A 23,671-nucleotide genomic window follows, 5' to 3' on the forward strand; every position below is an offset into this window, starting at 1 on the left:
GCGCCCTTCGCTTTCTTCTTTATCCGGTATTCAGCGCCGGCGGCGCGCCGGCACATTCACCTTGCGGCGCGGGGCCCCTGGTGCGGACGCCAGCGCTGGCTCGGCCGCCTCCACGTCGGCACCACCGCAGCGCATGCCGTCGCGATCGATGATCGTCAGTGCCACCTGCTTGATGCCGAGACCGATCATGCCGATGCGCTCGGCCGCGGCACGGCTCAGGTCGATGATGCGGCCCTGCGCATAGGGACCGCGGTCGGTAATGCGCACCAGCACTTCGCTGCCGGTGACCAGGCTGCGCACGCAGACGCGGGTGTTGAACGGCAAGGTCTTGTGGGCCGCCGTCATGGCCATCATGTCGAAGCGTTCGCCGCTCGCAGTCTTGCGCTGGTGAAACGGAATGCCGTACCAGGAAGCCCCGCCGCGTTCATAGATCTCGCGGGGACCACCGTCGCCGGGCACGCCGTCGTCGGGCCCCGACTCGCCGGGCCCGGGCGCCGCGAGGTCGTAACGGACCGAAGGCACGTTCGAGCGCGCCGGCGCGCCTGCGGGTACAGCCAACTGGCGCGGCAATGGCGAAAGCTCTGCGTCTTTCGGGTCAGCCGCCGCGCCTTCGGTGGCCGGGGGCATGGCACAGCCGGCCAGCGCGCAGGTTGCTGCGACAAGGGCCACTCGCAAGGCCCCGCGCAGCGAGCTTGCTGCTTCCGCGCGCCCCCTCAATCGAGACGCTCCAGCACAGCCAGTGTCGGCGCCGACTGGTTCATCGTGTAGAAGTGCAGCGCCTGCGCGCCGCCATCGCGCAGGCGGGCGCAGAGGTCGGCCACCACGTCGAGGCCAAAGGCCTTGATGGATGCCGTGTCGTCGCCGAAGCCCTGCAGCCGCAGGCGAATCCAGCGCGGAATCTCGGCGCCGCAGGCGTCGGAGAAGCGCATGAGCTGCGTCGAGCTGATGATCGGCATGATGCCCGGGACGATCGGTATGTTGAGCCCCAGCTTGCGGGCGTCGTCGACAAAGCGGAAGTACGCCTCGGGGCTGAAGAAATACTGCGTGATCGCCGAATCGGCGCCAGCCTTCACCTTGGCGGCGAAGGCCTGCAGGTCGGCCTCGGGCGAACGCGCCTGCGGATGCACCTCGGGGTAGCAGGCCACCTCGATGTGGAAGTCGCATCCGGTTTCTTCGCGAATGAAGGCCACGAGATCGCTCGCGTACAAGAATTCGCCGCCGATGCCGTAGCCGCTCGGCAGGTCGCCGCGCAGTGCGACGAGGCGCTTCACGCCCATGGCCTTGAGCTCGGCCAGCTGTTCGCGCACCGTGGCGCGCGTGGCGCCAATGCACGAGAAGTGGCTTGCGGCGTCCACGCCCTCTGACAGGATCTCCTGCACCGCACCGAACGTGCCCTGGTGCGTGGAGCCGCCCGCGCCATAGGTGACCGAGCAGAACTCGGGCTTGCACGCATACAGCTGCTGGCGCACGGCGCGCAGCTTGACCGCGCCTTCGGGCGTCTTGGTCGGAAAGAATTCGAAACTCAGAGGAAGGCGCACCTGCGTCTCCTTAAGAGCCGTTCGCGCGAGCAACGCGCACGGCGTGAATGAAAAACTCGCGGTTGCCGTCGCCGCCGGCAATGGGGCTGTCGAACCACTGCAGCACGCGAAGCTCGAGCGCTTCGCAGGCATCGCGCAGGCGCTTTTCGACCACCGCATACATCGACTCGTCGCGCACGATGCCGCCCTTGCCGACCTGCCCCGGCTGCAGTTCGAACTGCGGCTTGACCAGCACCAGCAGGTGCCCGTCGTCGGCCAGGAACGGCACCACGGCCGGCAGCACCAGCGTTTGCGAGATGAACGACAGGTCGCCGACGATGAGGTCGAAACGCAGTTCGGAAGGCTCTTCGCCTTCTTCTTGAAGGTCGTCCGGCGACAAGGCTCGCGCATTGACGCCTTCGATGGCGACCACGCGCTCGTCCTCGCGCAACCGCGCATGCAACTGCCCGTGGCCCACGTCGACGCCCACCACCTTCGCAGCGCCGCGCTGCAGCAGGCAATCGGTGAAGCCGCCGGTCGATTGGCCGACGTCGAGGCACAGCTTGCCCGATGGGTCCAGGCCGCTTGCGGCCAGCGCACCTTCGAGCTTGAGGCCGCCGCGGGACACGTAGCGGGCCTCGGCCGCGTCGTCGAGTTCGACTTCGGCCGATTCGGGCACTTCGTCGCGGTTCTTCACGACGGAGCGCCACGCGTCGCCCGTGCCAGCATCGCGCCAGCGCATGCCGCCGGCAATCAGCCGCACGGCCTGCGAGCGCGACGCGGCAAAGCCGCGTTCCACCAGCAATTGATCAGCGCGCATTCAGTACCGGTACGTGTCCGCCTTGTACGGACCCGCCTTGTTCACGCCGATGTAGGCGGCCTGTTCGTCCGTCAGTTCGGTGAGCATCGCGCCGACCTTCTTCAGGTGCAGGCGCGCAACCTTCTCGTCGAGGTGCTTGGGCAGCACGTAGACCTTGCCGGCCTGGTAGGCATCGGGCTTGGTGAAGAGCTCGATCTGCGCGATGGTCTGGTTGGCGAACGACGACGACATCACGAAGCTCGGGTGGCCCGTGCCGCAGCCCAGGTTCACGAGGCGGCCCTTGGCCAGCAGGATGATCTTCTTGCCGTCCGCGAAGGTGATGTGGTCGACCTGCGGCTTGATCTCTTCCCACTCGTACTTCTCGATCGACGCCACGTCGATCTCGTTGTCGAAGTGGCCGATGTTGCAGACGATCGCCTGGTCCTTCATGGCAACCATGTGCTCATGGCGGATCACGTCCTTGTTGCCCGTGGTGGTCACGAAGATGTCGGCCTTGTCGGCGGCATATTCCATGGTGACGACCTTGTAGCCTTCCATCGCAGCCTGCAGTGCGTTGATGGGGTCGATCTCGGTCACCCACACCTGGGCGCTCAGTGCGCGCAGCGCCTGGGCCGAGCCCTTGCCCACGTCACCGTAGCCGGCTACACACGCCACCTTGCCGGCGATCATCACATCGGTGGCGCGCTTGATGCCGTCCACCAGCGATTCGCGGCAGCCGTACAGGTTGTCGAACTTGCTCTTGGTGACCGAGTCGTTCACGTTGATGGCGCGGAACAGCAGCGTGCCCTTGGCGCTCATCTCGTTCAGGCGGTGCACGCCGGTCGTCGTTTCCTCGGTCACGCCGATGATCTCGGCCGACTTGCGGGTGTACCAGGTCGAATCGACAGCCAGCTTGGCCTTGATGGCCGCGTAGAGGATGCGTTCTTCCTCGCTGGTCGGGTTGGCGAGCACGCCCAGGTCCTTTTCGGCGCGCTGGCCCAGGTGCATCAGCAGCGTGGCGTCGCCGCCGTCGTCCAGGATCATGTTGGGGCCTTCGCCCTTCGAACCCTTGGGTCCGAAGTCGAAGATGGCATGCGTGTAGTCCCAGTAGTCCGTCAGCGACTCGCCCTTGATCGCGAACACCGGCGTGCCGGCGGCTGCAATGGCCGCGGCGGCGTGGTCCTGCGTCGAGAAGATGTTGCACGAAGCCCAGCGCACGGTGGCGCCGAGCGCTTGCAGCGTCTCGATCAGCACGGCGGTCTGGATCGTCATGTGCAGCGAGCCCGTGATGCGCGCGCCCTTGAGCGGCTGCGCCTTCGAGAACTCCTCGCGGATGGCCATCAGGCCGGGCATCTCGGTTTCCGCGATGCGGATTTCCTTGCGACCCCAGGCGGCCAGCGACAGATCGGCAATCGCCTGGTCGGCGGAGGAAACGGGGGTGGGCTTGAGAACAGCGCTCATGAGAACTCCAACAAAGCTAGTTTGAAAGGTGCCACTGCGTTCGGGGAAAAAGACTCACCGCGAGAACAGCGGGTGAGCGTGGTTGCGATGTAGTCCGAGCCTCACGCCTGACGGCGCTGCAACGCTCCTCGGAACCGGGGATTGTAAACGGGGTGGGGAGGCGAGCCAATCGCCCGGGCATCCCACATGCCGGAATGCTAGGGCGTGCACGCCTCTTTTGGGTTACCAGGCAAGACCAAGGGAAATCCCGCAGGCAAATTTGTTGCCGGACCCATCGCCCGCGAGGCCGGCCCGGCGTATCGTGCCGAGGGACTTCGCCGTCCGGCCGGTCCTTGCCATTCACCCGTTCACCCGACACAGGAGATACCGCACCATGGCCACAGCCAAGAAAGCCGCCGCGAAGAAGACCACGGCCAGCAGCAGCGACAACAGCAACGGGAGCACCAGGGCATCCGCCCCCGATGCCGCCGACATGCTGAATCCGCTGAAGAATCTCAAGGCCATGACCGATCGCCTGCAGGGGCTCAACCTGACCGGCGGGGCAAGCAAGCTGCTCGAAAGCGGCCAGAAGGATCTGCAAGCGCTGATGCAGGCCAACGAAAAGTCCTACCAGGGCCTGCAGACCGTGGTGCAGCGGCAGACCGAGATGATCAAGAGCGCCATCACCGAATGGCAGACGGCCGCCAAGGAAATGCCCGGCAAGGACCCGAAGGCCAACTTCGCCAAGCTCGACGAACTCGGCCGCCAGTCGTTCCAGCGCGCCATCGACGACATCAAGGAGCTGGCCAACCTGGCCGCCAAGTCGCAGGCCGATGCGTTCGAACTGGTGCGCCAGCGCATCCAGGCCAATGTGGACGAAGTGAGCAAGATGCTGCAGCGGAAGTAAGGCAAGCAGCGATGGGGCCGGGCGAAGTCGCCGCGCGCACAGCCGCCTCCCGCAAGACACATCACAGCGCTCCGCCGCGGCCGGACTGCTGTTGCATGAAATCCACCCGAGCCCGCAATTTCCATGCGCGTGTGAGTTTTCGCATACAACACCCTGCCGCATTTTCGGGCATACGCCAACATTCATTCAAAATGACGTGTCGAATAGCAACAAATCAGGGGGTAAGGAATGCGCACGAGTCTTGCATTGGGATGGAGCACGGTCTTTTTGTCAGCGCTACTGACGGCGTGCGGTGGATCGAGCGGCAGTGGCGCCGGCACCAGTGCTGTTCAGCTGCCGTCGAAATCGAGCAGCTCCGAAACAGCGCCCAAGGCCGAGCAACCAACGCAGACCCCCTCCAACGCCCCCCCCGTCCTCATCGAGCCCAGGATTCAGACCCCGGAGAGCGCGTCCGTCGACGTCAGCCCGTTCAAGGACCGCGTGCTCCATCGGGGTCCGGTGCCACAGCAGGTGGTACTGCCCGCGTTGCCCCCGGAGAGCACTTTCCCGCTGAAGGCCGCGCCAGCGATGTTTGGTGTTCCGGCCAAGATCGGTGTTGCCCGTCAGATCGCGCAGAGCGCCAGCGCCGAAGCAGTGGCTGCCATGACCAGTTGGACTCCCTCCGACCGTGGCGGGAACCTGGCCGCGTGGCGCATTGTTTCTCCGAAGGCCAAGGGCGTTCGTCTCGGCCTGCGCGTTGAACACCTTCCGCTGGGCACCCTGGTCCGTTTCTATAGTGATGCGGGCGAAAAGATGTATGAGGTGTCAGCGCACGAGATCGCCACGGTCATTCAACGCAATCTCGATGCGGGCGATTCGAGTGAAAACGCACGAATTTACTGGTCACCCAACATGGGCGGCGAGGCCCTCACGGTCGAGCTCGAAATCCCGCCGAACGCCGCGCCGGAATCGGTCAAGATCGCGCTTCCTATGCTGTCGCACGTGAATATCGACATTACCAATCGGGAATCGTTCGACAAGATCGGCGAAGCGGGCAGCTGTAATCGGGACGTGAGTTGCGAGTCTCAATACGATGCGCTCAGCAAGTCCGTCGCATTGATGGACTTCGTCAAGGATGGAAGCAATTACGTGTGTACCGGCACATTGCTCAACGACCGCATGTCGACGGGGACGCCGTATTTCTTGAGCGCCAACCACTGCATCTCCAGCCAGACGGTCGCGTCGACGCTCTACACCTTGTGGTTCTACAAATCCGCGAGTTGCAACAGCACGCAGGTCAGCCCCGCACTGGCGGCCATGACCTCCGGCGCCACGCTGCTGTACGCACAAGCCGATACCGACACGTCTTTCATGCGACTGAACTCCCAGCCTCCAGCGGGAGCGCTGTTCGCAGGATCCAGCCCATTCGGACCCGACCTCTTCAACGGCCTCTCGAACGACGTCTATGGCGTCCACCACCCTGAGGGTGACCTGCAAAAAATCAGCGAGGGCACATACGTCGGGACGGCGGCCTGCGATACCGACAGCTGCAGGCTTTCATCGAGCAGTGCCGCAAAGCACCTGGCAGTGAGGTGGTACCGGGGCGTCACAGAAAGCGGCAGCAGCGGGTCCGGCCTCTTTCGCAGGCTGAACGGCAAGGACTATCTTGTCGGGCAACTGCAAGGAGGCTCGGCATCCTGCAGCCGGCCCCTCAGCTACGACTTCTACGGACGTTTCGACATCCCCTTCCAAGCCGTGCTGCGGCAGTGGCTCGACGCCCCTTCGACGACCGTGCGTACAACCGTTTATCGCTTCTACAACACCCGGACCGGTGCGCACTTCTATACCGCCAACGTGCCAGAGCGTGATCTCGTAATTACGAAGCTGCCGGAATACAACTACGAAGGCCCCGCCTTTTTCGCATTCGGTGCTCAGGCCCCCGGGACCACGCCGGTGCACCGGTTCTACAACACGCGTAATGGCACGCACTTCTACACCATCGATGAGCAGGAGCGCGCCAACATCGTCGCCACGCTGCCGTGGTACCACTACGACCACGTGACCTGGTTCGCCAGCACCTCCGAAGGCAACGGAGCGCAGCCGATGTTTCGCTTCTACCATGCGCGCAATCAAACTCACTTCTACACGATGAATGCAAGTGAGCGCGACAGCATCCGGCAGAACCTTCCCGAATACGCCTACGAAGGGCCCCGATATTTCGCCTGGGGCAGCCCATGAGCTGACGCGGAGCCTGGCACCGTGTTGGCCCGCGCAATGGTGGAATGCGTGGAGTAGCAAGAAAACAGAGAACATCGGCCTCTATGCGAAGAAAATTAACCGGCTTTTGCGCCCTGCTGCTTTGCAGCCTCATGCTTGCAGGCTGCGGCGGGGGGACCGAAAACGCACCGAGCGGCTTCGGGGTGGCGGGTCTTTCGGCAAAGGCCGCAGTTCCCGGCGGGTCGGGATCTACCGATGGGAGCGCACTTGCAGCGACAGCCGCGCGCGCAGACGGCAAGGCCGATGAGCTTTTCCCGGCCAATCGCCCGCTCGCAAGAAGCCCCTTCGCGTTCGCACGAAACGGTCAGTTCCATGTCTATGCCGCCAACGGTTCGCGGAAACGCCTCGAACTTAACTTTGATACCAAGAGCTACACGGTAGCGGACAATTTGGGGCACGGCACCTCCGGTACGTTCAGCGAGGATGCGACGGAACCGGGGACTTACATCTTCGCGAACACGCGCATCACGAGCGTCGTCAACACGGCACGCTTTCGCATCACTGCCGATGCAATCGTTGGCGCCTTCCCATTCGAAAAGCCTTGGTCGAATCCGGCCAGCTATGAGGTAGTGCCATTCATCGGGGCACGCGCTTTCGTTACGAATCCGGCTGAGCTCGATGGTTCTTACAACCGATTTGGCATCAGTCACAACAGCAATGGCTTTTCGGACTCGCAGATCCTTGCCATGCGAATTTCGGGGCACGGCACTGTGCTGGAGATGTGCTTTAACAACATCATCTATGCGATCGATGCCTGCCCTACCGCCTCGAAGCGGACCTACACCGTCACAGCATCGCCCGATTCCGTGTGGACGGCAACCGGCACAACACCTGCCGATCTACTTCAGTTTCGAATGGCGCGCATCGACGGGGAGAACGTCTGGTTGTCGGGTGGTTATACCGACTCGGCGACCGATGTCCGCGTCTTTCGTGTCGGGCTGCGCAATACTCCGAATTGGCCAAAGATCAGGTACATCGGAGCTTCGACGGAAGGCAGTTGGGGATCCAATGTCTTCGACACTGCAACTTCTGTGCGAAGAGCAATTACGCCGGAAGGTGGCACCAGCGACGTCATTCTCCCATTCACATCCATAAGCGGGCCTCAGGGCATTCGAAGCCTGAACGCCGCGGGACCGAAGAAATATTTCGCCATGCAGAACGGCGTGCTCTCCGTTATCGTGGGATCACGAAATCCCGATACGCAGGGATATATCCAGGTCAACCTGTTCAAGGAAGCGTTGGATGTGCGCAGCGGACGCTACACCGTGTTCGCAACGAATGGCACCGAGCAGTTGCTGGACGTCGATTTCGATACCCGACGATACGCGATGACGGCGCCCGGCGGTGACACTGCGACCGGGCCGTTCACCGAGGATCCGAACGATCCCGGAACCTACATCTTTTCGAACGAGCGCATCACCACGTTCTCGAACACCGCACGTTTCAGGGTAACGACCGATGCCGTCGTCGGTGCATTTCCGTTCGCTATTTTCAAGTCGGCACCTGTAGCCTATGCAGCGCAGCCATTCATCGCCGCTCGATCCTTCGTGACCAATAAAAGCGAACTGGCTGGCCTCTATGACGTGCTGATTGCATCAGGAAGCTCCAACAATAGCGGGTATATGGGGGCTTACTGGCAGTTGCGTGTTAATGACTCAGGGACCATCGCAACTCAGTGCTCCGCTGGCACATCGCCCTGCCAGGCACCGGCCGCTTCCCCGATTTCCTATGACTATTCGATCGCCTCGGGTGCATCCCCAGGCATATGGCTGCTCATGTCGAGTAACGGAGCGCCAACATTCGCTGTTCGCGTTGCGAAGATCGGAAGCCGGAAGATTCTACTGGAGGCGAAAGAATTCCTCAATATCTCAACGGAGCCGAACGCCCCGCAGCCCGCTTGGCTACTGCTAACAGGATTTCGCCAGCCGGCTCCCGGAAGCGTTGATGCCTCCTGGCCCACACTGGCCATGCACAGCGTCTCCACAGCGTCCACCTTTGGTACCGCCCTCACTGACGCGAGCAGCTACACAACCCAATACGTTCAGCCAAATGGGGCATTAACCACCGTGGCATCAACACTTCAGTCCGACCCGACCAGCTCTCAAGTACGAGTGGGGACGGATGTCGGCGGCGCCAGGTTTTTGGTACTTCAGAACGGGGCTATGGCTCTCATGATGCCGATGGGCCCAGCTATCAATCATTTGCATATTGGCCTCGCCAACTGACTCAACCATTCCAGAATGCAAGAATTGGTAGCGATGTTTGAGTCCACGGAGGAACCTCCAGAATCCCAGTCTGCGAAAATCGCGGGTTCTTGGAGCCCCCGTGTCATCACCTTTTGTTGCCGAAACCCGCCGCCGTCGCACCTTTGCGATCATTTCCCACCCTGACGCCGGCAAGACCACGCTGACCGAGAAGCTGCTGCTTTTCTCCGGCGCGATCCAGATCGCCGGCTCGGTCAAGGCGCGCAAGGCCTCGCGCCATGCCACGTCCGACTGGATGGAAATCGAAAAGCAGCGCGGCATCTCGGTGGCCTCGTCGGTCATGCAGATGCTGTACCGCGACCACGTGATCAACCTGCTCGACACGCCCGGCCACAAGGACTTCTCGGAAGACACCTACCGCGTGCTCACCGCGGTCGACTCGGCCCTGATGGTGATCGACGCGGCCAACGGCGTGGAAGCGCAGACGCGCCGGCTGATCGAGGTTTGCCGCCAGCGCGACACGCCCATCATCACCTTCGTCAACAAGATGGACCGGGAAGTGCGCGAGCCGCTCGACATCCTCGATGAGGTGGAACGCGAGCTCGGCATGCCCTGCGTGCCGATGACCTGGCCGGTGGGCCAGGGCAAGAGCTTCCGCGGGATCATGAACCTGCGCACGCAGGCGATGACGGTGTTCGAGTCGGGCAGCGAGCGGCTGCCGCACGACTTCGAGACCATTGCGCTCTCGGAGCGCGACACGCTCACCCAGCGCTTCGGCGCCGATTTCGAATCCGCCATGGACAGCATGGAGCTGGCCACCGGCGCCTCGCCCACCTGGGACCGCGAGGCGTTCCTCGCCGGCAAGCAGACGCCCGTGTTCTTCGGCTCCGGCGTGAACAACTTCGGCGTGATGGAAGTGCTCGACGCGCTTGTCGACTTGGCACCGCCGCCGCAGTCGCGCACCAGCACCACCATGGTCAACCGCCAGCCGGTGGTGAAGGAGATCCAGCCCGAAGACAAGGACTTCGCGGGCGTGGTCTTCAAGGTGCAGGCCAACATGGACGCCAACCACCGCGACCGCATCGCCTTCGTGCGCATGGCCTCCGGCAAGTACACGCCGGGCATGAAGCTCAAGGTGCAGCGCACCGCCAAGGAGCTGCGCCCCACCAGCGTCGTCACCTTCATGAGCCAGCGCCGCGAGGCGGTCGAAGAAGCCTATGCGGGCGACATCGTGGGCTTTACCACCCACGGCGGCGTGCAGTTGGGCGACACCATCACCGACGGTGCGAGCCTGCAGTTCACCGGCTTGCCCTTCTTCGCGCCCGAACTCTTCATGACCGTGATCCTGAAGAACCCTCTGCGCACCAAGCAATTGCAGCAGGGCCTCGCCCAGCTCGGGGAGGAAGGTGCCATCCAGGTGTTCCGCCCCGAGATCGGCGGCCCGATGCTGCTCGGCGCGGTTGGCCAACTGCAGTTCGAAGTGGTGCAGCACCGGCTGAAGGCCGAGTACGACGCCGACGTGCGGCTAGAGGGTTGCCAGTACACCGGCGCACGCTGGATCACGGCCGACTCGCCGGCCGAACTGCGCGAGTTCGTCAACGCCTATCCGCAGCGGATGGCAAAGGACGCGGCCGATACGCTGGCCTTCCTGTGCACTTCGCCCTACGACGTGCGGCTGGCGCAGGAGCGCTTTCCGAAGATTCACTTCCATCCGCTGCGCGAGCACGCGGGGCTGGCGCTGCAGAGCGCGGGCTGAGCCGGGCATGCGCCAGCCGTCCTCCCCGCCGCCCTCCTCCACCCACCTGCTGCCACTGGCGCAATGGCCGGTGGCGGCGCGCGGCAACCTGATCGGCGTGTTCACCGACATCGACGACACGCTCACCACCGAAGGCGCCATCACGCCCGATGCACTGAAGGCACTGGCCGACCTGAAGGCGGCCGGCCTCCATGTCGTGGCGATCACCGGCCGTCCGGTCGGCTGGAGCGTGCCTTTCGTTTCGGCATGGCCGGTCGATTCCATCGTCGCGGAGAACGGCGCGGTCGCCTTGCTGCCCCCGCAGGAAGACAAGCTGCAGAAGCGCTACCAGCAGGACGCGGTAACCCGCGCTGCCAATTTCGACCGCATGCAGACCGTGCTGGCCCGTATCGAGCGCGAGATTCCAGGCGCCCGACGCGCTACCGATTCGCCAGGCCGCGAGACCGACATCGCCATCGACCACAGTGAGTTCACGCAGTTGAGCGACGAAACCATCGCACAGGTGGTGGCGCTGATGCGAAGCGAAGGCATGCACGCCACCGTGAGCAGCATCCACATCAACGGCTGGTACGGCGACAACGACAAGCTCGAAGGCGCACGCTGGATCGTGCGCGAGCTCTGGGGCCGCACGCTCGACGACGAGCTCGACCGCTGGGCCTATGTGGGCGATTCGACCAATGACCAGCTGATGTTCCGCATCTTTGCAAGCAGCATCGGCGTGGCGAACGTGGCGCGCTTCGTGCCGCAGCTGGAGCATCTGCCCCGCTACATGACCGAAAGCGAGCGCGGGGCGGGTTTCAGCGAAGCGGCGCGAGACGTACTGGCCAGCCGCACCGCCGGCTGACGGCAGCGGGCCGCCCGTCCTCAGTTCTTCGCCAGGCCCAGCTTCTCGATGACAGCCTTCTCCTTCACCACGGTCTCCTGCGCAAACTTGGTATAGGTTTCCGAGCTCATGTAGTTCGGCAGCATGTCGTAGCGGCCGAGCGAGGCCACGTAGCTCGGCTCTTCCATGGCCTGCTTGAACGCGTCGTGCAGCTTCTTCACCACCTCGGGCGGCGTGCCCTTGGGGGCGCCGATGCCGAACGGCGAGTTCTGCACCAGGTCGTAGCCCAGTTCCTTCAGCGTCGGCGCATCGGGGAACTTGGCCAGGCGCTTCTCGCCCCAGGTGTTCAGCACGCGCAGCTTGCCGGCCTCGACTTGCGGCGCAAAGCCGGTGCTGTCGGCGGCGGCCATGAGCTGGCCGCTGACCACCGCGAGCATCAGGTCGGCGCTGCCCTTGTAGGGCACGTGCTGCAGTTCGATGCCGGCCTTCTGCGCAATGATTTCGGTTGTGAGGTGCGGACTGGTCAGGTTGCCGGTGGAGCCGTAGGTGAGCTTGCCGGGGTTGGCCTTGGCGTAGGCGACGAAGTCGGCCCAGGTCTTGAAGGGGCTGCTGGCCGGCACCACGATGCCGAAGGCGTAACCCGTCACGTTGATGACGTAGCTGATGTCCTTGAGCGGATCCCAGTTGATCTTCGTGGTGTAGCCAAGGCGGAACACGCCAAGCGGAATCTGCGCGACCGTGTAGCCGTCGGGCTGCGAGGTTTGCAGCGCCTGCGCGGGCAGCGTGCCGCCGGCGCCGGGCTTGTTGTCGACGATGACGGGTTGGCCGAGGATCTTGCTCGCGTTGTCGGCCAGCTGGCGCATGGTGATGTCGGTCGGGCCGCCCGCCGGGAAGGCGATGACCAGCTTGATCGGCTTGCTGGGAAAGGCCTGGGCAAGCGCCGCCAGCGGAAAAGCAAGACCGCACGCGGCAAGCGTGGCGGCACAGAGAAGGGAACGGCGGGACATGGCGGAGGACTCCTGAAACTGAAATGAACCGCGCATTGGGCCTTGCCCCGCCGCCGCCCGCAATCGGGGCTCACCCGACTGCTGTCGCCGAGGTTCCTCAGCCGGCCGCCTGGCCGAATCCTTCGAGCACGTTCGCGGTGTTGATGCCCACTTCCGCGACCGCGTAGCCGCCTTCGAACACGAACACCGTGGGCAACCCCGCGCCAGCCAGGTCTTCGCCCATGCGCAGGTAGTCCTCGCTTTTCAGCTGGAACCCGGAGATCGGGTCACCCTCGAAGGTGTCGACGCCGAGCGACACCACGAGGGCACCCGCCTTCACTCTCGCGATGCCGTCGAGCGCCGACCTGAGTGCCGCGCGCCAGATGGAAAAATCGGTGCCGCGCGCGAGCGGCAGGTTGTGGTTGAAGCCCTCCCCTTCGCCCGCGCCGCGCTCGTCGGCATGGCCCAGGTAATACGGGTAGTCGGTGAGCGGGTCGCCGTGCAGGCTTGCAAAGTGAACATCGCTCCGCTCATAGAAGATGGCCTGCGTGCCGTTGCCATGGTGGTAGTCCACGTCGAGCACCGCAACGCGCTCCACATCGGCGTCGCGCAGCGCCTCCGCGGCGACGGCGGCATTGTTGACGAAGCAGTAGCCACCGAAGAAATCGGCGCCCGCATGGTGGCCCGGCGGCCGCGTGAGCGCAAAGGCGGAGCGCCGCCCGCCGATGACGCGCTGCGCTGCGGTCCATGCGCAGGCGGCGCCATGCCGCGCCGCGGCCCAGCTGCCGGCCGTGAGCGGCGTGCCAGCGTCGAACGAGAACAGGCCCAGGCGGGCCGGAAAGCTCTGGGGCAGCACATCGGTCCGCATGCCGCGCGTGGGCCAGTACGAAGGCAGCGCATCGCGCGAGGCATTGGCCGCGTCGAGCGCCACCCACTCCTCCCAGGCATGCGCAATGAAGTCCAGGTAGCGCGGCGCATGCACCTTGGCCAGCAGGGCTTCGTCGAAATCATCGGGCGCCTGCAGCGGGCCCAGGCCCCGGCGATCCAGTTCATGCTTTACGTGGTCGACGCGGTCGGGCACCTCGAAGCACGGCACCAGCTCGCCGCGGAACATCTCGACTTTGCCCTGGTGAAGCGCGTGCTGGTCGTTGTAGATGGTAAGCATGCCTCGATCATGCCGCACGCCGCAGCACCGCGCGGCGCCGGCCCGACGCGGTCAGGCCGAACAGATCCTTCGGGTCGTCCAGCTCGGGCACCAGCGCAATCTGCTGGCCCACACCCCGCTCGATGGCCAGCTGGTGGATGTAGCGCAGCGCGGTGTAGTCCTCGAGCGCGAAGCCGACCGAATCGAACACCGTGACCTGGTCGGCGGTTTCGCGGCCCGGCACGTCGCCGACAAGCACCTTCCAGAGTTCGTGCACCGGAAAGTCGGCCGGCAACTGCTGGATCTCGCCCTCGACGCGGGTCTGCGCCTCGTACTCGACGAACACGCGCGCGAGGCGCAGCACGTCGGGGTGCAGCTCGGTCTTGCCGGGCGAATCGCCGCCCACGGCGTTGATGTGCATGCCGGGCTCGATCATGTCGGGCGTGAGGACGGTGGCCTGCCCTTGAAATGCGGTGACGGTGGTGACGATGTCCGCGCCGCGCACGGCGTCCGCCACGGAGCGCGCGCGCACCACGTCCAGCGGTGTGCAGGCGGACAAGTGGCGCACCAGCTTGTCGGTTGCCTGGGGGTCGATGTCGAACACGCGCACTTCCTCGATGCCCAGCAGCGCATGAAAAGCCAGCGCCTGGAACTCGCTTTGCGAGCCGTTGCCGATCAGCGCCATGCTGCGCGAGCCAGTCGGCGCCAAGGCCTGCGCCGCCATGGCCGAAGTGGCGGCGGTGCGCAGCGCGGTGGTGAGCGTGAGTTCGGACAACAGCACCGGGTAGCCGGTGTCTACCTCGGCCAGCACCCCGAAAGCCATGACCGTGGGCAGCCCGACCGACGTGTTGTGCGGATGCCCGTTGACGTATTTGAAGGCGTAGGCGCCGTCGTCGGCCACGGGCATCAGCTCGATCACGCCGAGATGCGAATGGCTGGCCACGCGCGCTTTCTTGTCGAACTCGCGCCAGCGCAAGAAATCGTCGCGCAGCGCGTCGGCCAGCGCCTTGAGAAATTGCGGGACGCCGGTTTCGTCCACCAGGCGAACCAGGCTGTGAACATCGATGAAGCGGGTCATGACATGGCTCCTTGCGTAGCCCGGCACGGCGCGTCATCCCGTCACACGATTCACTCACTCCACCATGGCTGATTCAGGATGCGCCTGCGCCAGGGGTCGAGGCCATTGTGCGCCTGCTTGCGTCAACGTGCCAGCACTGGCGCCAAGGCCACGCCCGTGTGGGTACCCAGCCGCACCACCTCTTCCGGCGGCGCCGCGGCCACGATGCGCCCGCCGGCATTGCCGCCTTCCGGGCCCAGGTCGATGATCCAGTCGGCCTCGGCGATCAGGTCGAGATCGTGCTCGATCACCACCACGCTGTGGCCACCGTTCACCAGCCGGTGCAGCACGTGGATCAGCTTCTCGACGTCGGCCATGTGCAGGCCAACTGTCGGTTCGTCGAGCACGTAGAGCGTGTGTGGCGCCTTCTGCCCGCGGCGCGTGATGTCGTCGCGCACCTTGCTGAGCTCGGTCACCAGCTTGATGCGCTGCGCCTCGCCGCCCGAGAGCGTCGGCGAAGGCTGCCCCAGCGTGAGGTAGCCCAGGCCGACGTCTTTCAGCAGTTGCAGCGGATGGCTGATGTTGGGCATGGCGGCGAAGAACTCTACCGCCTCGTCCACTTCCATCTGCAGCACGTCGCCAATGCTCTTGCCGCGCCAGCTCACGGCCAGCGTCTCGGGGTTGAAGCGCGCGCCGTGGCACACCTCGCAAGGCACCTTCACGTCGGGCAGGAAGCTCATCTCGATGGTGCGCACACCCGCGCCCTCGCAGCCGGGGCAGCGGCCTTCGCCCGTGTTGAAGCTGAAGCGCGCCGGGCCGTAGCCGCGCGCCTTGGCCTCGAGCGTGTCGGCAAACAGCTTGCGGATGGTGTCCCAGAAGCCGATGTAGGTGGCCGGGCAGCTGCGTGGCGTCTTGCCGATGGGGGTCTGGTCGACCTCCAGCACGCGGTCGATGGTTTCGTAGCCCTCGACGCGATCGCAGCCGGACCACGCCGGGCGCTTGCCCGCGGCATCGGCGTCGCGCCCGGCCTTGGTCATGCGCTGGATCACGACCGCCTGCACGCTGGCCAGCAGCACGTCGCGCGCAAGCGTCGACTTGCCCGAGCCGCTCACGCCGGTGACCACCACCAGGCGGTGCAGCGGCAACGTGGCGGTCACGTCCTGCAGGTTGTGCAGGTCGGCGCCGTGCACGGTGAGCCAGTTGCCGCTGTCCTCCGCCTTCGGGTCCGGCGAGGGAATCAATCGGCGCGCCTGCAGCGGGTGCTTGATGGCGTCGCGCAGGTAGCGGCCGGTTTGCGAATCGCCCGCCGATTGGATGTCGGCCACCGAGCCTTCCGCCACGAGGCGGCCGCCCCGTTTGCCGGCGCTGGGGCCGATGTCGATGATGTGGTCGGCACGGCGGATGGTGTCTTCGTCGTGCTCCACCACCACCAGCGTGTTGCCCTTGTCGCCGAGCTTGTGCAGCGCGTCGAGCAAGATCTGGTTGTCGCGCGCATGCAGGCCGATGGTCGGCTCGTCGAGCACGTAGCACACGCCCTGCAGGTTGCTGCCGAGCTGCGCCGCGAGCCGAATGCGCTGCGCTTCGCCGCCGCTCAGCGTGGGGGCGCCGCGGTCGAGCGTGAGGTAGCCCAGGCCCACCTCTTCGAGAAATTCGAGCCGGCTCTTGATCTCGGGCACCAGGTCGCGCGCAATCTCGGCTTCGCGGCCTGTCAATGCGAGCCCTTCGAACCACTGCCGCACCTCGGTCACGCTCATGCGCGCGAGTTCGGTAATGCCGATGCCGCCCATGCCGTCCGCCAGCGATGCGCCGAAGCTCACCGCGCGCGCCGTGGCATTGAGCCGGGTGCCTTCGCAGGTGGGGCACGCCACGTCGGCCAGGTCTTCCACCTCGGGCTCCGCAAAGGTCTGCTCACGGCCCTTGTTGTCGTCGTCGCGAATCGAGTCGTCGAAGACCTTGCGCTGGTCCTTGCTGAGCTTGACGCCGGTGCCTACGCAGTCGGGGCACCAGCCGTGCTTGCTGTTGTAGCTGAACAGGCGCGGGTCGAGCTCGGCATAGCTGGTGCTGCAGATCGGGCAGGCGCGCAGCGTGGAGAACACGTTCACGCGGCCGATGCCGTGCGCCGATACGCCCGCCATCATCGCGGCCTTCAGGCCGTCGAGCTCGCTCAGCACGTGCACCACGCCCTTGCCGTGCTCGAGCGCCTTGGTCAGCGCCTCGCGCAGTTCGGTTTCCTTCGACGGCAGCACGTCGAGGCTGGCCACCGGCAATTCGATGCTGTGCTCCTTGAAGCGGTCGATGCGCGGAAAGCCCGTGGTCGGAAGAAACTCTCCGTCCACACGCAGGTGCGTAAAGCCGCGCGGACGGGCCCAGTCGGCGAGCTCGGTGTACACGCCCTTTCGGTTGCTCACCAGCGGCGCCAGCAGGCCGATGTGCTGGCCCTTGAAGTTGCGCATCAGCTGCGCCGCAATGCTGTCCGGCGTTTGCGGCTGCACCGCCGCGCCGTCGTGCGTGCAATGCTGGATGCCCAGCTTGACGTACAGCAGGCGCAAAAAGTGCCACACCTCGGTGGTGGTGCCCACCGTGCTCTTGCGGCCGCCGCGCGACAGGCGCTGCTCGATGGCCACCGTGGGCGGAATGCCGTACACCGCATCCACTTCAGGCCGGCCCGCGGGCTGCACGATGCTGCGTGCATAGGCGTTGAGCGATTCGAGATACCGCCGCTGCCCCTCGTTGAACAGAATGTCGAAGGCCAGTGTCGACTTGCCCGAGCCGCTGACGCCCGTCACCACGCTGAACTTGCCGCGCGGAATATTGACGCTGAGGTTCTTCAGGTTGTGCTCGCGCGCGTTGACGATCTCGATCGCGTTGCTGCCGGGTGCCGTCTTGGCATTGGCGACGTAGCGCCGCGCTGCACGCTCGGCCACCTTGTAGGCCTCGGGACCGACGGCCAGTTCATAGTCGGCCAGCGCCGCGCCAGTGAGCGAAGCGCGGTTCTCACGCAGCTGCTCCGGCGTGCCCTCAGCCACCACTCGGCCGCCGCCCTCGCCGCCTTCGGGGCCAAGGTCGATGCACCAGTCGCTCGCGCGGATCACGTCGAGGTTGTGCTCGATCACGATCAGCGAATGCCCCGCGTCCAGCAGCTTGCGCAGCGCGCGCATCAGGCGCGCAATGTCGTCGAAGTGCAGTCCGGTGGTCGGCTCGTCAAAGAGAAACAGCGTGCCCTTGCGCGCGACCGACTGCTTGCTGGCCGTGCCGTTCTTTGCCGCTTCCGCCAAAAAGCCCGCGAGCTTCAGGCGCTGCGCCTCGCCGCCGCTCAGCGTGGGCACGGGCTGGCCGAGCTTGACGTAGTCGAGCCCTACGTCGGAAATAGGCTGCAGCACGCGCAGCACGTCGCGGTCGGCCTCGAACACGGCGGCCGCTTCGGCCACGGTGAGCTCGAGCACGTCGGCCACGTTGTAGCTCTTGCCCCTGCGCTCGACCTTCACTTCGAGGATTTCAGGCCGGTAGCGCTTGCCGTCGCAATCGGGGCAGCGCAGGTACACGTCCGACAGGAACTGCATCTCGACGTGCTCGAAGCCCGAGCCCCCGCAGGTCGGGCAGCGCCCGTCGCCCGAGTTGAAGCTGAACTTGCTCGCGGTGTAGCCGCGCTGGCGCGAGAGCGCCGCGGTGGCGAAGATCTCGCGAATCGCGTCCCAAGCGCCCACGTAGCTCGCCGGGTTGGAGCGTGCCGTCTTGCCGATGGGCGACTGGTCGACAAAGACCACGTCGCCCAGGTGATCGGCGCCCAGCAGGCGGTCGTGCGCGCCGGGCGTTTCGGTGGCTTTGCCAAAGTGCCGCATGAGCGCGGGTGCCAGCACGTCCTGGATCAGCGTCGACTTGCCCGAGCCGCTGACGCCGGTCACGCACACCAGGCGCGCGAGCGGAAACTCGACCGCCACGTTCTGCAGGTTGTGCTCGCGCGCACCTTCGAGGATGAGGCGGTGCGTGTTCTCGCTCACGAGCCGCTTGAAGCCCATGCCGATTTTCTTGCGCCCGCCCAGGTACTGGCCGGTGAGCGTGTCGGCATCGCGCAGCTGGTCGGTGGTGCCGTCGAACACGATCTGCCCGCCGCGGATGCCGGGGCCGGGGCCCATGTCGATCACGCGGTCGGCCGCCAGCATCACGGCCGGGTCATGCTCGACCACCACCAGCGTGTTGCCGGCATCGCGCAGGCGCAGCATGGCCTCGGTGATGCGGTTCATGTCGCGCGGATGCAGGCCGATGCTGGGCTCGTCGAGCACGAACAGCGTGTTGACCAGCGAGGTGCCGAGCGCGGTGGTGAGGTTGATGCGCTGCACCTCGCCGCCCGAGAGCGTGCGGCTCTGGCGGTCGAGCGTGAGGTAGCCGATGCCCACGTCGTGCAGGTAGCGCAGGCGTGTGGTGATTTCTTCGAAGAGGAGCTTGAGGGCCTGGGCTTCGCCCTGCCTTGCACCTTCCCCCGCTGGGGGAAGGTGGGGATGGGGGCTCCCGGCCTCCACCACCGCCACAGCTTTTGCAGAGGCCGCGTGCCCCCACCCCAGCCCTCCCCCAGCGGGGGAGGGAGCCAAACCCATGCGGTCGAAAAACTTGCGCAACCGCTCGATCGGCAGCAGCATCAGGTCATGCAGGCACAACCCCGGCAGCGCTTCGAGCTGCGCACGCGTCCACTTGGCGCCGGTCGGCATGAATCGCTTGGCGGGATCGAGCACCGCGTCGGCGTCTTCCTTGCTGCCGATGCGCCACAGCAGGCTGTCGAGCTTGAGCCGGGCGCCGCTGCAGACCGGGCACGGCGTGTAGCTGCGGTATTTCGACAAGAGCACGCGAATGTGCATCTTGTAGGCCTTGCTCTCCAGGTAGCCGAAGAAGCGGCGCACGCCGTACCACTGCTTGTTCCAGTTGCCTTCCTTGTAGTTGGGCGTGCCCTCGATCACCCAGTGCTTCTGCTCGTCGGTGAGCTTGTTCCAGGGCGTGTCGCGCGGAATGCCGGCCGCCTCGGCGTGGCGCATGAGGTCGTCCTGCGCTTCTTTCCAGGCGGGCGTCTGAATGGTCTTGATCGCGCCGGCGCGCAGCGTGAGCTTGTCGTTCGGAATCACCAGGCCCAGATCGACGCCGATCACCCGGCCGAAGCCGCGGCAGGTGTCGCAGGCGCCCACGGCCGAGTTGAACGAGAACATCGACGGGATCGGGTCGGTGTAGCGAATGTCGCTTTCGGGGCAGTGAAGGCCGGTGGAGAACTTCCATACGTCCGTCGGCGCGCTCTCATCCGCGCCCGTGGCATGCACGGTGACACGCCCGCTGCCGCGCTTGAGCGCCACTTCGATGGCTTCGACCACGCGCGAACGTTCGGCGCTCGAAATGCGGAAGCGGTCGGCCACCACATCGAGCATCTTGCGCGGCCCCGTGGGCGTGGCCACTTCGCGCTCCGCCTGCACGCGCGTGAAGCCGCTGGCCGACAGCCACTGCGTGACTTCGTCTGCCGTGGTGCCCGCGGGCAACTCGACCGGAAAGGTGACCACCAGACGCGGATCGCCCGCCGCAGCCGCCCGTTCGGCAATCTGCGCATAGATGCTGTCCGGCGAATCGTGGCGCACAGGCAACGCGGTTTCGCGGTCGAACAGCTGGGCCGCGCGCGCGTAGAGCAGCTTCAGGTGGTCGTTGAGCTCGGTCATGGTGCCGACCGTGGAGCGCGAGGAGCGCACCGGGTTGGTCTGGTCGATGGCGATGGCGGGCGGCACGCCCTCCACCTTGTCGACCGCCGGCTTGTCCATGCGGTCCAGGAACTGGCGCGCATAGGCGGAGAAGGTCTCCACATAGCGCCGCTGGCCTTCGGCATAGAGGGTGTCGAACACGAGGCTCGACTTGCCCGAGCCGCTGGGCCCGGTGACCACGGTCATCTCGCCTGTGCGGATGTCGAGGTCGAGGTTCTGGAGGTTGTGCTGGCGCGCGCCGCGAATCCGGATGGAGCCCTGTGTCATGAGTGCCTTGGGGGTGGGGCAAACATTCTAGGGAGTGGCTGGTGACGAATTCGTGCACTCCGCCACATGGACTCTGCCCGTGCAGGGGTTTATACGGATTCAGTCGAAGACACTTTGAGTAACAAATAGACGATTTTATTTACGTTTACTCGAACACCTCCGGACGACCACCCATGAAGACGCTGCACGCGCTTTGCGCCGCCCTCCTGACGATGGCCGCTACGGCCGCTTCGGCCCAGATCCTGATCGGCCAGACGACCGGCGTGACCGGCTCGGTGGCTGCCAGCGTGAACGAAGCCCTGGGCGGCGCCCAGCTGGTGATCGACGCCGCCAACGCCCAAGGCGGCATTCACGGCGAGAAGATCGAGATCCTCCGCATGGACGACGCCTTCGACGTGAAGCGCGCCAGCGAGAACGCCCGCGTGCTGATCGAAGACAAGAAGGTGCTGGCGCTGTTCCTGAGCCGCGGCACTCCGCACTCGCAGGCCATCGTGCCGTGGCTCGACAAGCACGGCGTGCCGCTCATCGCACCCTCCACCGGCGCCATGGCGCTGCACAAGCCGGTTCTCAAGCATGTGTTCAACGTGCGCGCCACCTACCAGCGCGAAGCAGAGAAGGCGGTTCAGCACCTGCTCACCACCGGCCTTGCGCGCATTGCGGTGGTCTACGTGACCGACTCCTTCGGCCAGGACGCGCTCGAAGGCGCAATGACCGGCTTTACCAAGGCCCAGGCCAAGCCCATCGTCACCGTGCCGGCCGACCGCGAGAAGCCCGACTACAAGTCCATCGTGCCGGCCATCAAGGACGCCAATGCACAGGCGGTGCTGTGGATCGGCTCGGGCACTGCGGTGGTCGAGGGCATCAAGGCGCTGCGCGCGTCCGGCTCCTTCGCGCAGGTGGTCACCTTGTCGAACAACGCCTCGTCGGGTTTCATCAAGCAGTTGGGCGATACGAGCAAGGGTGTGATCGTGACCCAAGTGTTTCCCAACGAGCGCTCCATCAGCTACCCGATGGTCAAGGAAGCCATGGCGCTTGCGCAGGCCAAGGGCCAGACAGAACTCTCGCCCGCGGCGCTCGAGGGCTTTGCGTCAGCCAAGGTGCTGGTGGAGGCACTGCGCCGCGCCGGGCCCAAGCCCACGCGCGCCAAGGTGCTTGCGGCGCTTGAAACCCTGCGCGCCTATGATCTCGGCGGCCTGGAGGTGAGCTATTCGCCGCAGGACCATTCGGGCATCGACTTCGCCGACCTGGCCATCATCAGCGACGGCCGCTTCAAGCGGTAAACCGCGCCCGCGCGAGCCACGTTGTTGCGGAGCTCCCTGCCCGTTCCATAGGAAACTATGGTTTGACAGGGTTTCCACGAGCGAGTGAACGCCACTCGCTGCAACACATTGCGCATCTTCCGACGGAAGCATCCGCTTCGCGTAAAGGCTCGTTCGATGAAGATGTACAGGTTCCGCGCCGCCGCGCTTTTCTTGGGCGTGGCCTTGGCCATGGCGGTCTCCGGCGCATCGGCGCAGATCGTCATCGGCCAGTCGGCCGACCTGTCGGGCCCGGCGGCGGTGGGCGTGAAGGAAACGATCATGGGCTCGCAGCTGGTCATCGACCATGTGAACGCCCAGGGCGGTGTCCACGGCCAGCAGATCGAGGTGATCCGGCTGGACGACGGCCTGGACCCCAAGCGCTCGCTCGAGAACACCCGCATCCTCATAGAGGACAAGAAGGTGCTGGCGCTGCTGCTCAACCGGGGCACGCCCAACACCCTTGCCGTCATTCCCCTGCTCGACCAACACGGCGTGGCGCTGGTCGGCCCTTCGACCGGCGCCATGGCGCTGCACAAGCCGCTGCAGAAAAACGTATTCAACGTGCGCTCGACCTACCAGCGCGAGGCCGAAACGGCGGTGCAGCACCTGTACACCACGGGCATCCAGCGCATTGCCGTGGTGCAGGCCGACGACTCGTTCGGCAGGGACGCAATGGAAGGCGCGAGCCGGGGCTTCGAGCGGGCCGGGCTGGCGCCGGCCGTGCTCGCGCTGGCCGACCGCAGCAAGCCCGACTACGCGGCGATCGTGCCGCAGCTCATCAGGGCCAACGCGCAGGCAGTGCTGTGGATAGGCTCCGGCACCGCGGTGACCGATGGCGTGAAGGCGCTGCGTGCCGCGGGCTCGGCGGCGCAGATCATCACGCTGTCGAACAACGCGGCGTCAGGCTTCATCAAGGAACTCGGCTCCGCCAGCACCGGCGTGATCGTGACGCAGGTGCTGCCCTACGAGCGCGCGCTCGGCCATCCGCTGGTGAAGGAAGCGATGGCGCTCGCGCAGGCCCGGGGCCAGACCGAGCTGTCGCCGGCATTCCTCGAAGGCTTTGTGGCCACCAAGGTGCTGGTGGAAGCCCTGCGCCGCACCGGCCCCAGGCCGACCCGCGCCAGGCTGATCGCCACGCTCAACCGCTTTCGCTACGACGTGGGCGGCAAGCTCGACGTGAGCTACTCGCCGCAGGACCACACAGGCATCGACTACGTCGACCTGTCGATCGTCAGCGAAGGCCGCTTCAAGCGGTAGCGGCTTACTTGGCGGGCGCAACAGGCGCTGCGGGGGCCGCCGGGGTAGCGGGCGCGGGCTCGTGCGTCACATCGCCGCCGTGCTTCTCGCCGGACATGTCGATCTTGTCACCGCCCTTCGAAATCACGTAAAGGGCAATAGCGGCAAAGATGACGAAGCCGACAACGAGTTTCCACATGGGTTCAATCTCCTGATGGGGGTTCAATGGGTTCAAGAAAAAGGCCTCATGCC

The 23,671-nt window shown here is 65.4% G+C and carries 16 protein-coding genes and 1 riboswitch; of the genes, 7 read left to right on the top strand and 9 right to left on the bottom strand.

The genetic code is table 11. From position 1 onward, the window contains the following. Positions 1-30 precede the first annotated feature (30 nt). The 4 genes from EJI00_RS14455 to ahcY all read right to left on the bottom strand — a co-directional run bounded on the left by EJI00_RS14455 (position 31) and on the right by ahcY (position 3,777). Positions 31-627, bottom strand: coding sequence for a septal ring lytic transglycosylase RlpA family protein (locus EJI00_RS14455; RefSeq protein WP_126748206.1), 597 nt, complete (start codon positions 625-627; stop codon positions 31-33). Positions 628-713: 86 nt separating this feature from the next. Beyond that, a complete protein-coding gene (gene metF / locus EJI00_RS14460) occupies positions 714-1,538 on the bottom strand; it encodes a methylenetetrahydrofolate reductase [NAD(P)H] (RefSeq protein ID WP_126748207.1) in 825 nt (274 codons plus the stop codon). 10 nt (positions 1,539-1,548) lie between these two features. Continuing rightward, complete coding sequence (locus tag EJI00_RS14465; RefSeq protein WP_126748208.1) at positions 1,549-2,337, bottom strand: TlyA family RNA methyltransferase; 789 nt, start codon at positions 2,335-2,337, stop codon at positions 1,549-1,551. Further along, a complete protein-coding gene (gene ahcY / locus EJI00_RS14470) occupies positions 2,338-3,777 on the bottom strand; it encodes an adenosylhomocysteinase (protein WP_126748209.1) in 1,440 nt (479 codons plus the stop codon). 67 nt (positions 3,778-3,844) lie between these two features. Continuing rightward, positions 3,845-3,913, bottom strand: a riboswitch (S-adenosyl-L-homocysteine riboswitch). A gap of 237 nt (positions 3,914-4,150) precedes the next feature. Here ahcY and phaP point away from each other — a divergent pair. The 5 genes from phaP (at position 4,151) to EJI00_RS14495 (ending at position 11,723) form a co-directional block, all read left to right on the top strand. Continuing rightward, complete coding sequence (phaP, locus tag EJI00_RS14475; protein WP_126748210.1) at positions 4,151-4,663, top strand: TIGR01841 family phasin; 513 nt, start codon at positions 4,151-4,153, stop codon at positions 4,661-4,663. 228 nt (positions 4,664-4,891) lie between these two features. Beyond that, positions 4,892-6,880: a serine protease gene (locus tag EJI00_RS14480; RefSeq protein WP_126748211.1), complete on the top strand. Its 1,989-nt coding sequence runs from the start codon at positions 4,892-4,894 to the stop codon at positions 6,878-6,880. A gap of 83 nt (positions 6,881-6,963) precedes the next feature. After that, positions 6,964-9,144 (top strand): hypothetical protein, encoded by a 2,181-nt coding sequence (locus tag EJI00_RS14485; protein ID WP_126748212.1) that lies wholly within the window; start codon positions 6,964-6,966, stop codon positions 9,142-9,144. A 100-nt stretch (positions 9,145-9,244) separates the two neighbouring features. Then, entirely contained in the window at positions 9,245-10,879 is a 1,635-nt protein-coding gene (locus EJI00_RS14490) for a peptide chain release factor 3 (RefSeq protein ID WP_126748213.1), read from the top strand. Between the two features lie 7 nt (positions 10,880-10,886). Next, positions 10,887-11,723 carry an HAD-IIB family hydrolase gene (locus EJI00_RS14495; protein ID WP_126748214.1) on the top strand — a complete coding sequence of 279 codons (837 nt, stop codon included), beginning with the start codon at positions 10,887-10,889 and terminating at the stop codon, positions 11,721-11,723. Between the two features lie 20 nt (positions 11,724-11,743). On the opposite strand, the gene EJI00_RS14500 is transcribed toward EJI00_RS14495, so the two are convergent. From EJI00_RS14500 to uvrA, 4 genes are all read right to left on the bottom strand, one after another. Further along, the gene (locus EJI00_RS14500) at positions 11,744-12,709 is read right to left on the bottom strand and encodes a Bug family tripartite tricarboxylate transporter substrate binding protein (protein WP_126748215.1); all 966 of its coding nucleotides are present in this window, start codon (positions 12,707-12,709) and stop codon (positions 11,744-11,746) included. A gap of 97 nt (positions 12,710-12,806) precedes the next feature. Continuing rightward, on the bottom strand, positions 12,807-13,853 hold the full coding sequence (locus tag EJI00_RS14505; protein WP_126748216.1) for a histone deacetylase family protein: 1,047 nt from the start codon (positions 13,851-13,853) through the stop codon (positions 12,807-12,809). A gap of 7 nt (positions 13,854-13,860) precedes the next feature. Beyond that, complete coding sequence (locus EJI00_RS14510) at positions 13,861-14,910, bottom strand: ornithine cyclodeaminase (RefSeq protein ID WP_126748217.1); 1,050 nt, start codon at positions 14,908-14,910, stop codon at positions 13,861-13,863. A 122-nt stretch (positions 14,911-15,032) separates the two neighbouring features. Further along, positions 15,033-20,882, bottom strand: a complete 5,850-nt coding sequence (gene uvrA / locus EJI00_RS14515) for an excinuclease ABC subunit UvrA (RefSeq protein ID WP_126748218.1) — start codon at positions 20,880-20,882, stop codon at positions 15,033-15,035. 173 nt (positions 20,883-21,055) lie between these two features. On the opposite strand from uvrA, the gene EJI00_RS14520 reads away from it, so the two are divergent. Continuing rightward, on the top strand, positions 21,056-22,162 hold the full coding sequence (locus EJI00_RS14520; RefSeq protein WP_126748219.1) for an ABC transporter substrate-binding protein: 1,107 nt from the start codon (positions 21,056-21,058) through the stop codon (positions 22,160-22,162). A gap of 156 nt (positions 22,163-22,318) precedes the next feature. Next, positions 22,319-23,440, top strand: a complete 1,122-nt coding sequence (locus EJI00_RS14525; RefSeq protein WP_126748220.1) for an ABC transporter substrate-binding protein — start codon at positions 22,319-22,321, stop codon at positions 23,438-23,440. Positions 23,441-23,444: 4 nt separating this feature from the next. Here EJI00_RS14525 and EJI00_RS25095 read toward each other — a convergent pair whose 3' ends face one another. Continuing rightward, positions 23,445-23,618, bottom strand: a complete 174-nt coding sequence (locus EJI00_RS25095; RefSeq protein ID WP_185868141.1) for a hypothetical protein — start codon at positions 23,616-23,618, stop codon at positions 23,445-23,447. Between the last annotated feature and the right edge of the window lie 53 nt (positions 23,619-23,671).

Source organism: Variovorax sp. DXTD-1 (assembly GCF_003984625.1).
GTDB lineage: Bacteria > Pseudomonadota > Gammaproteobacteria > Burkholderiales > Burkholderiaceae_C > Variovorax.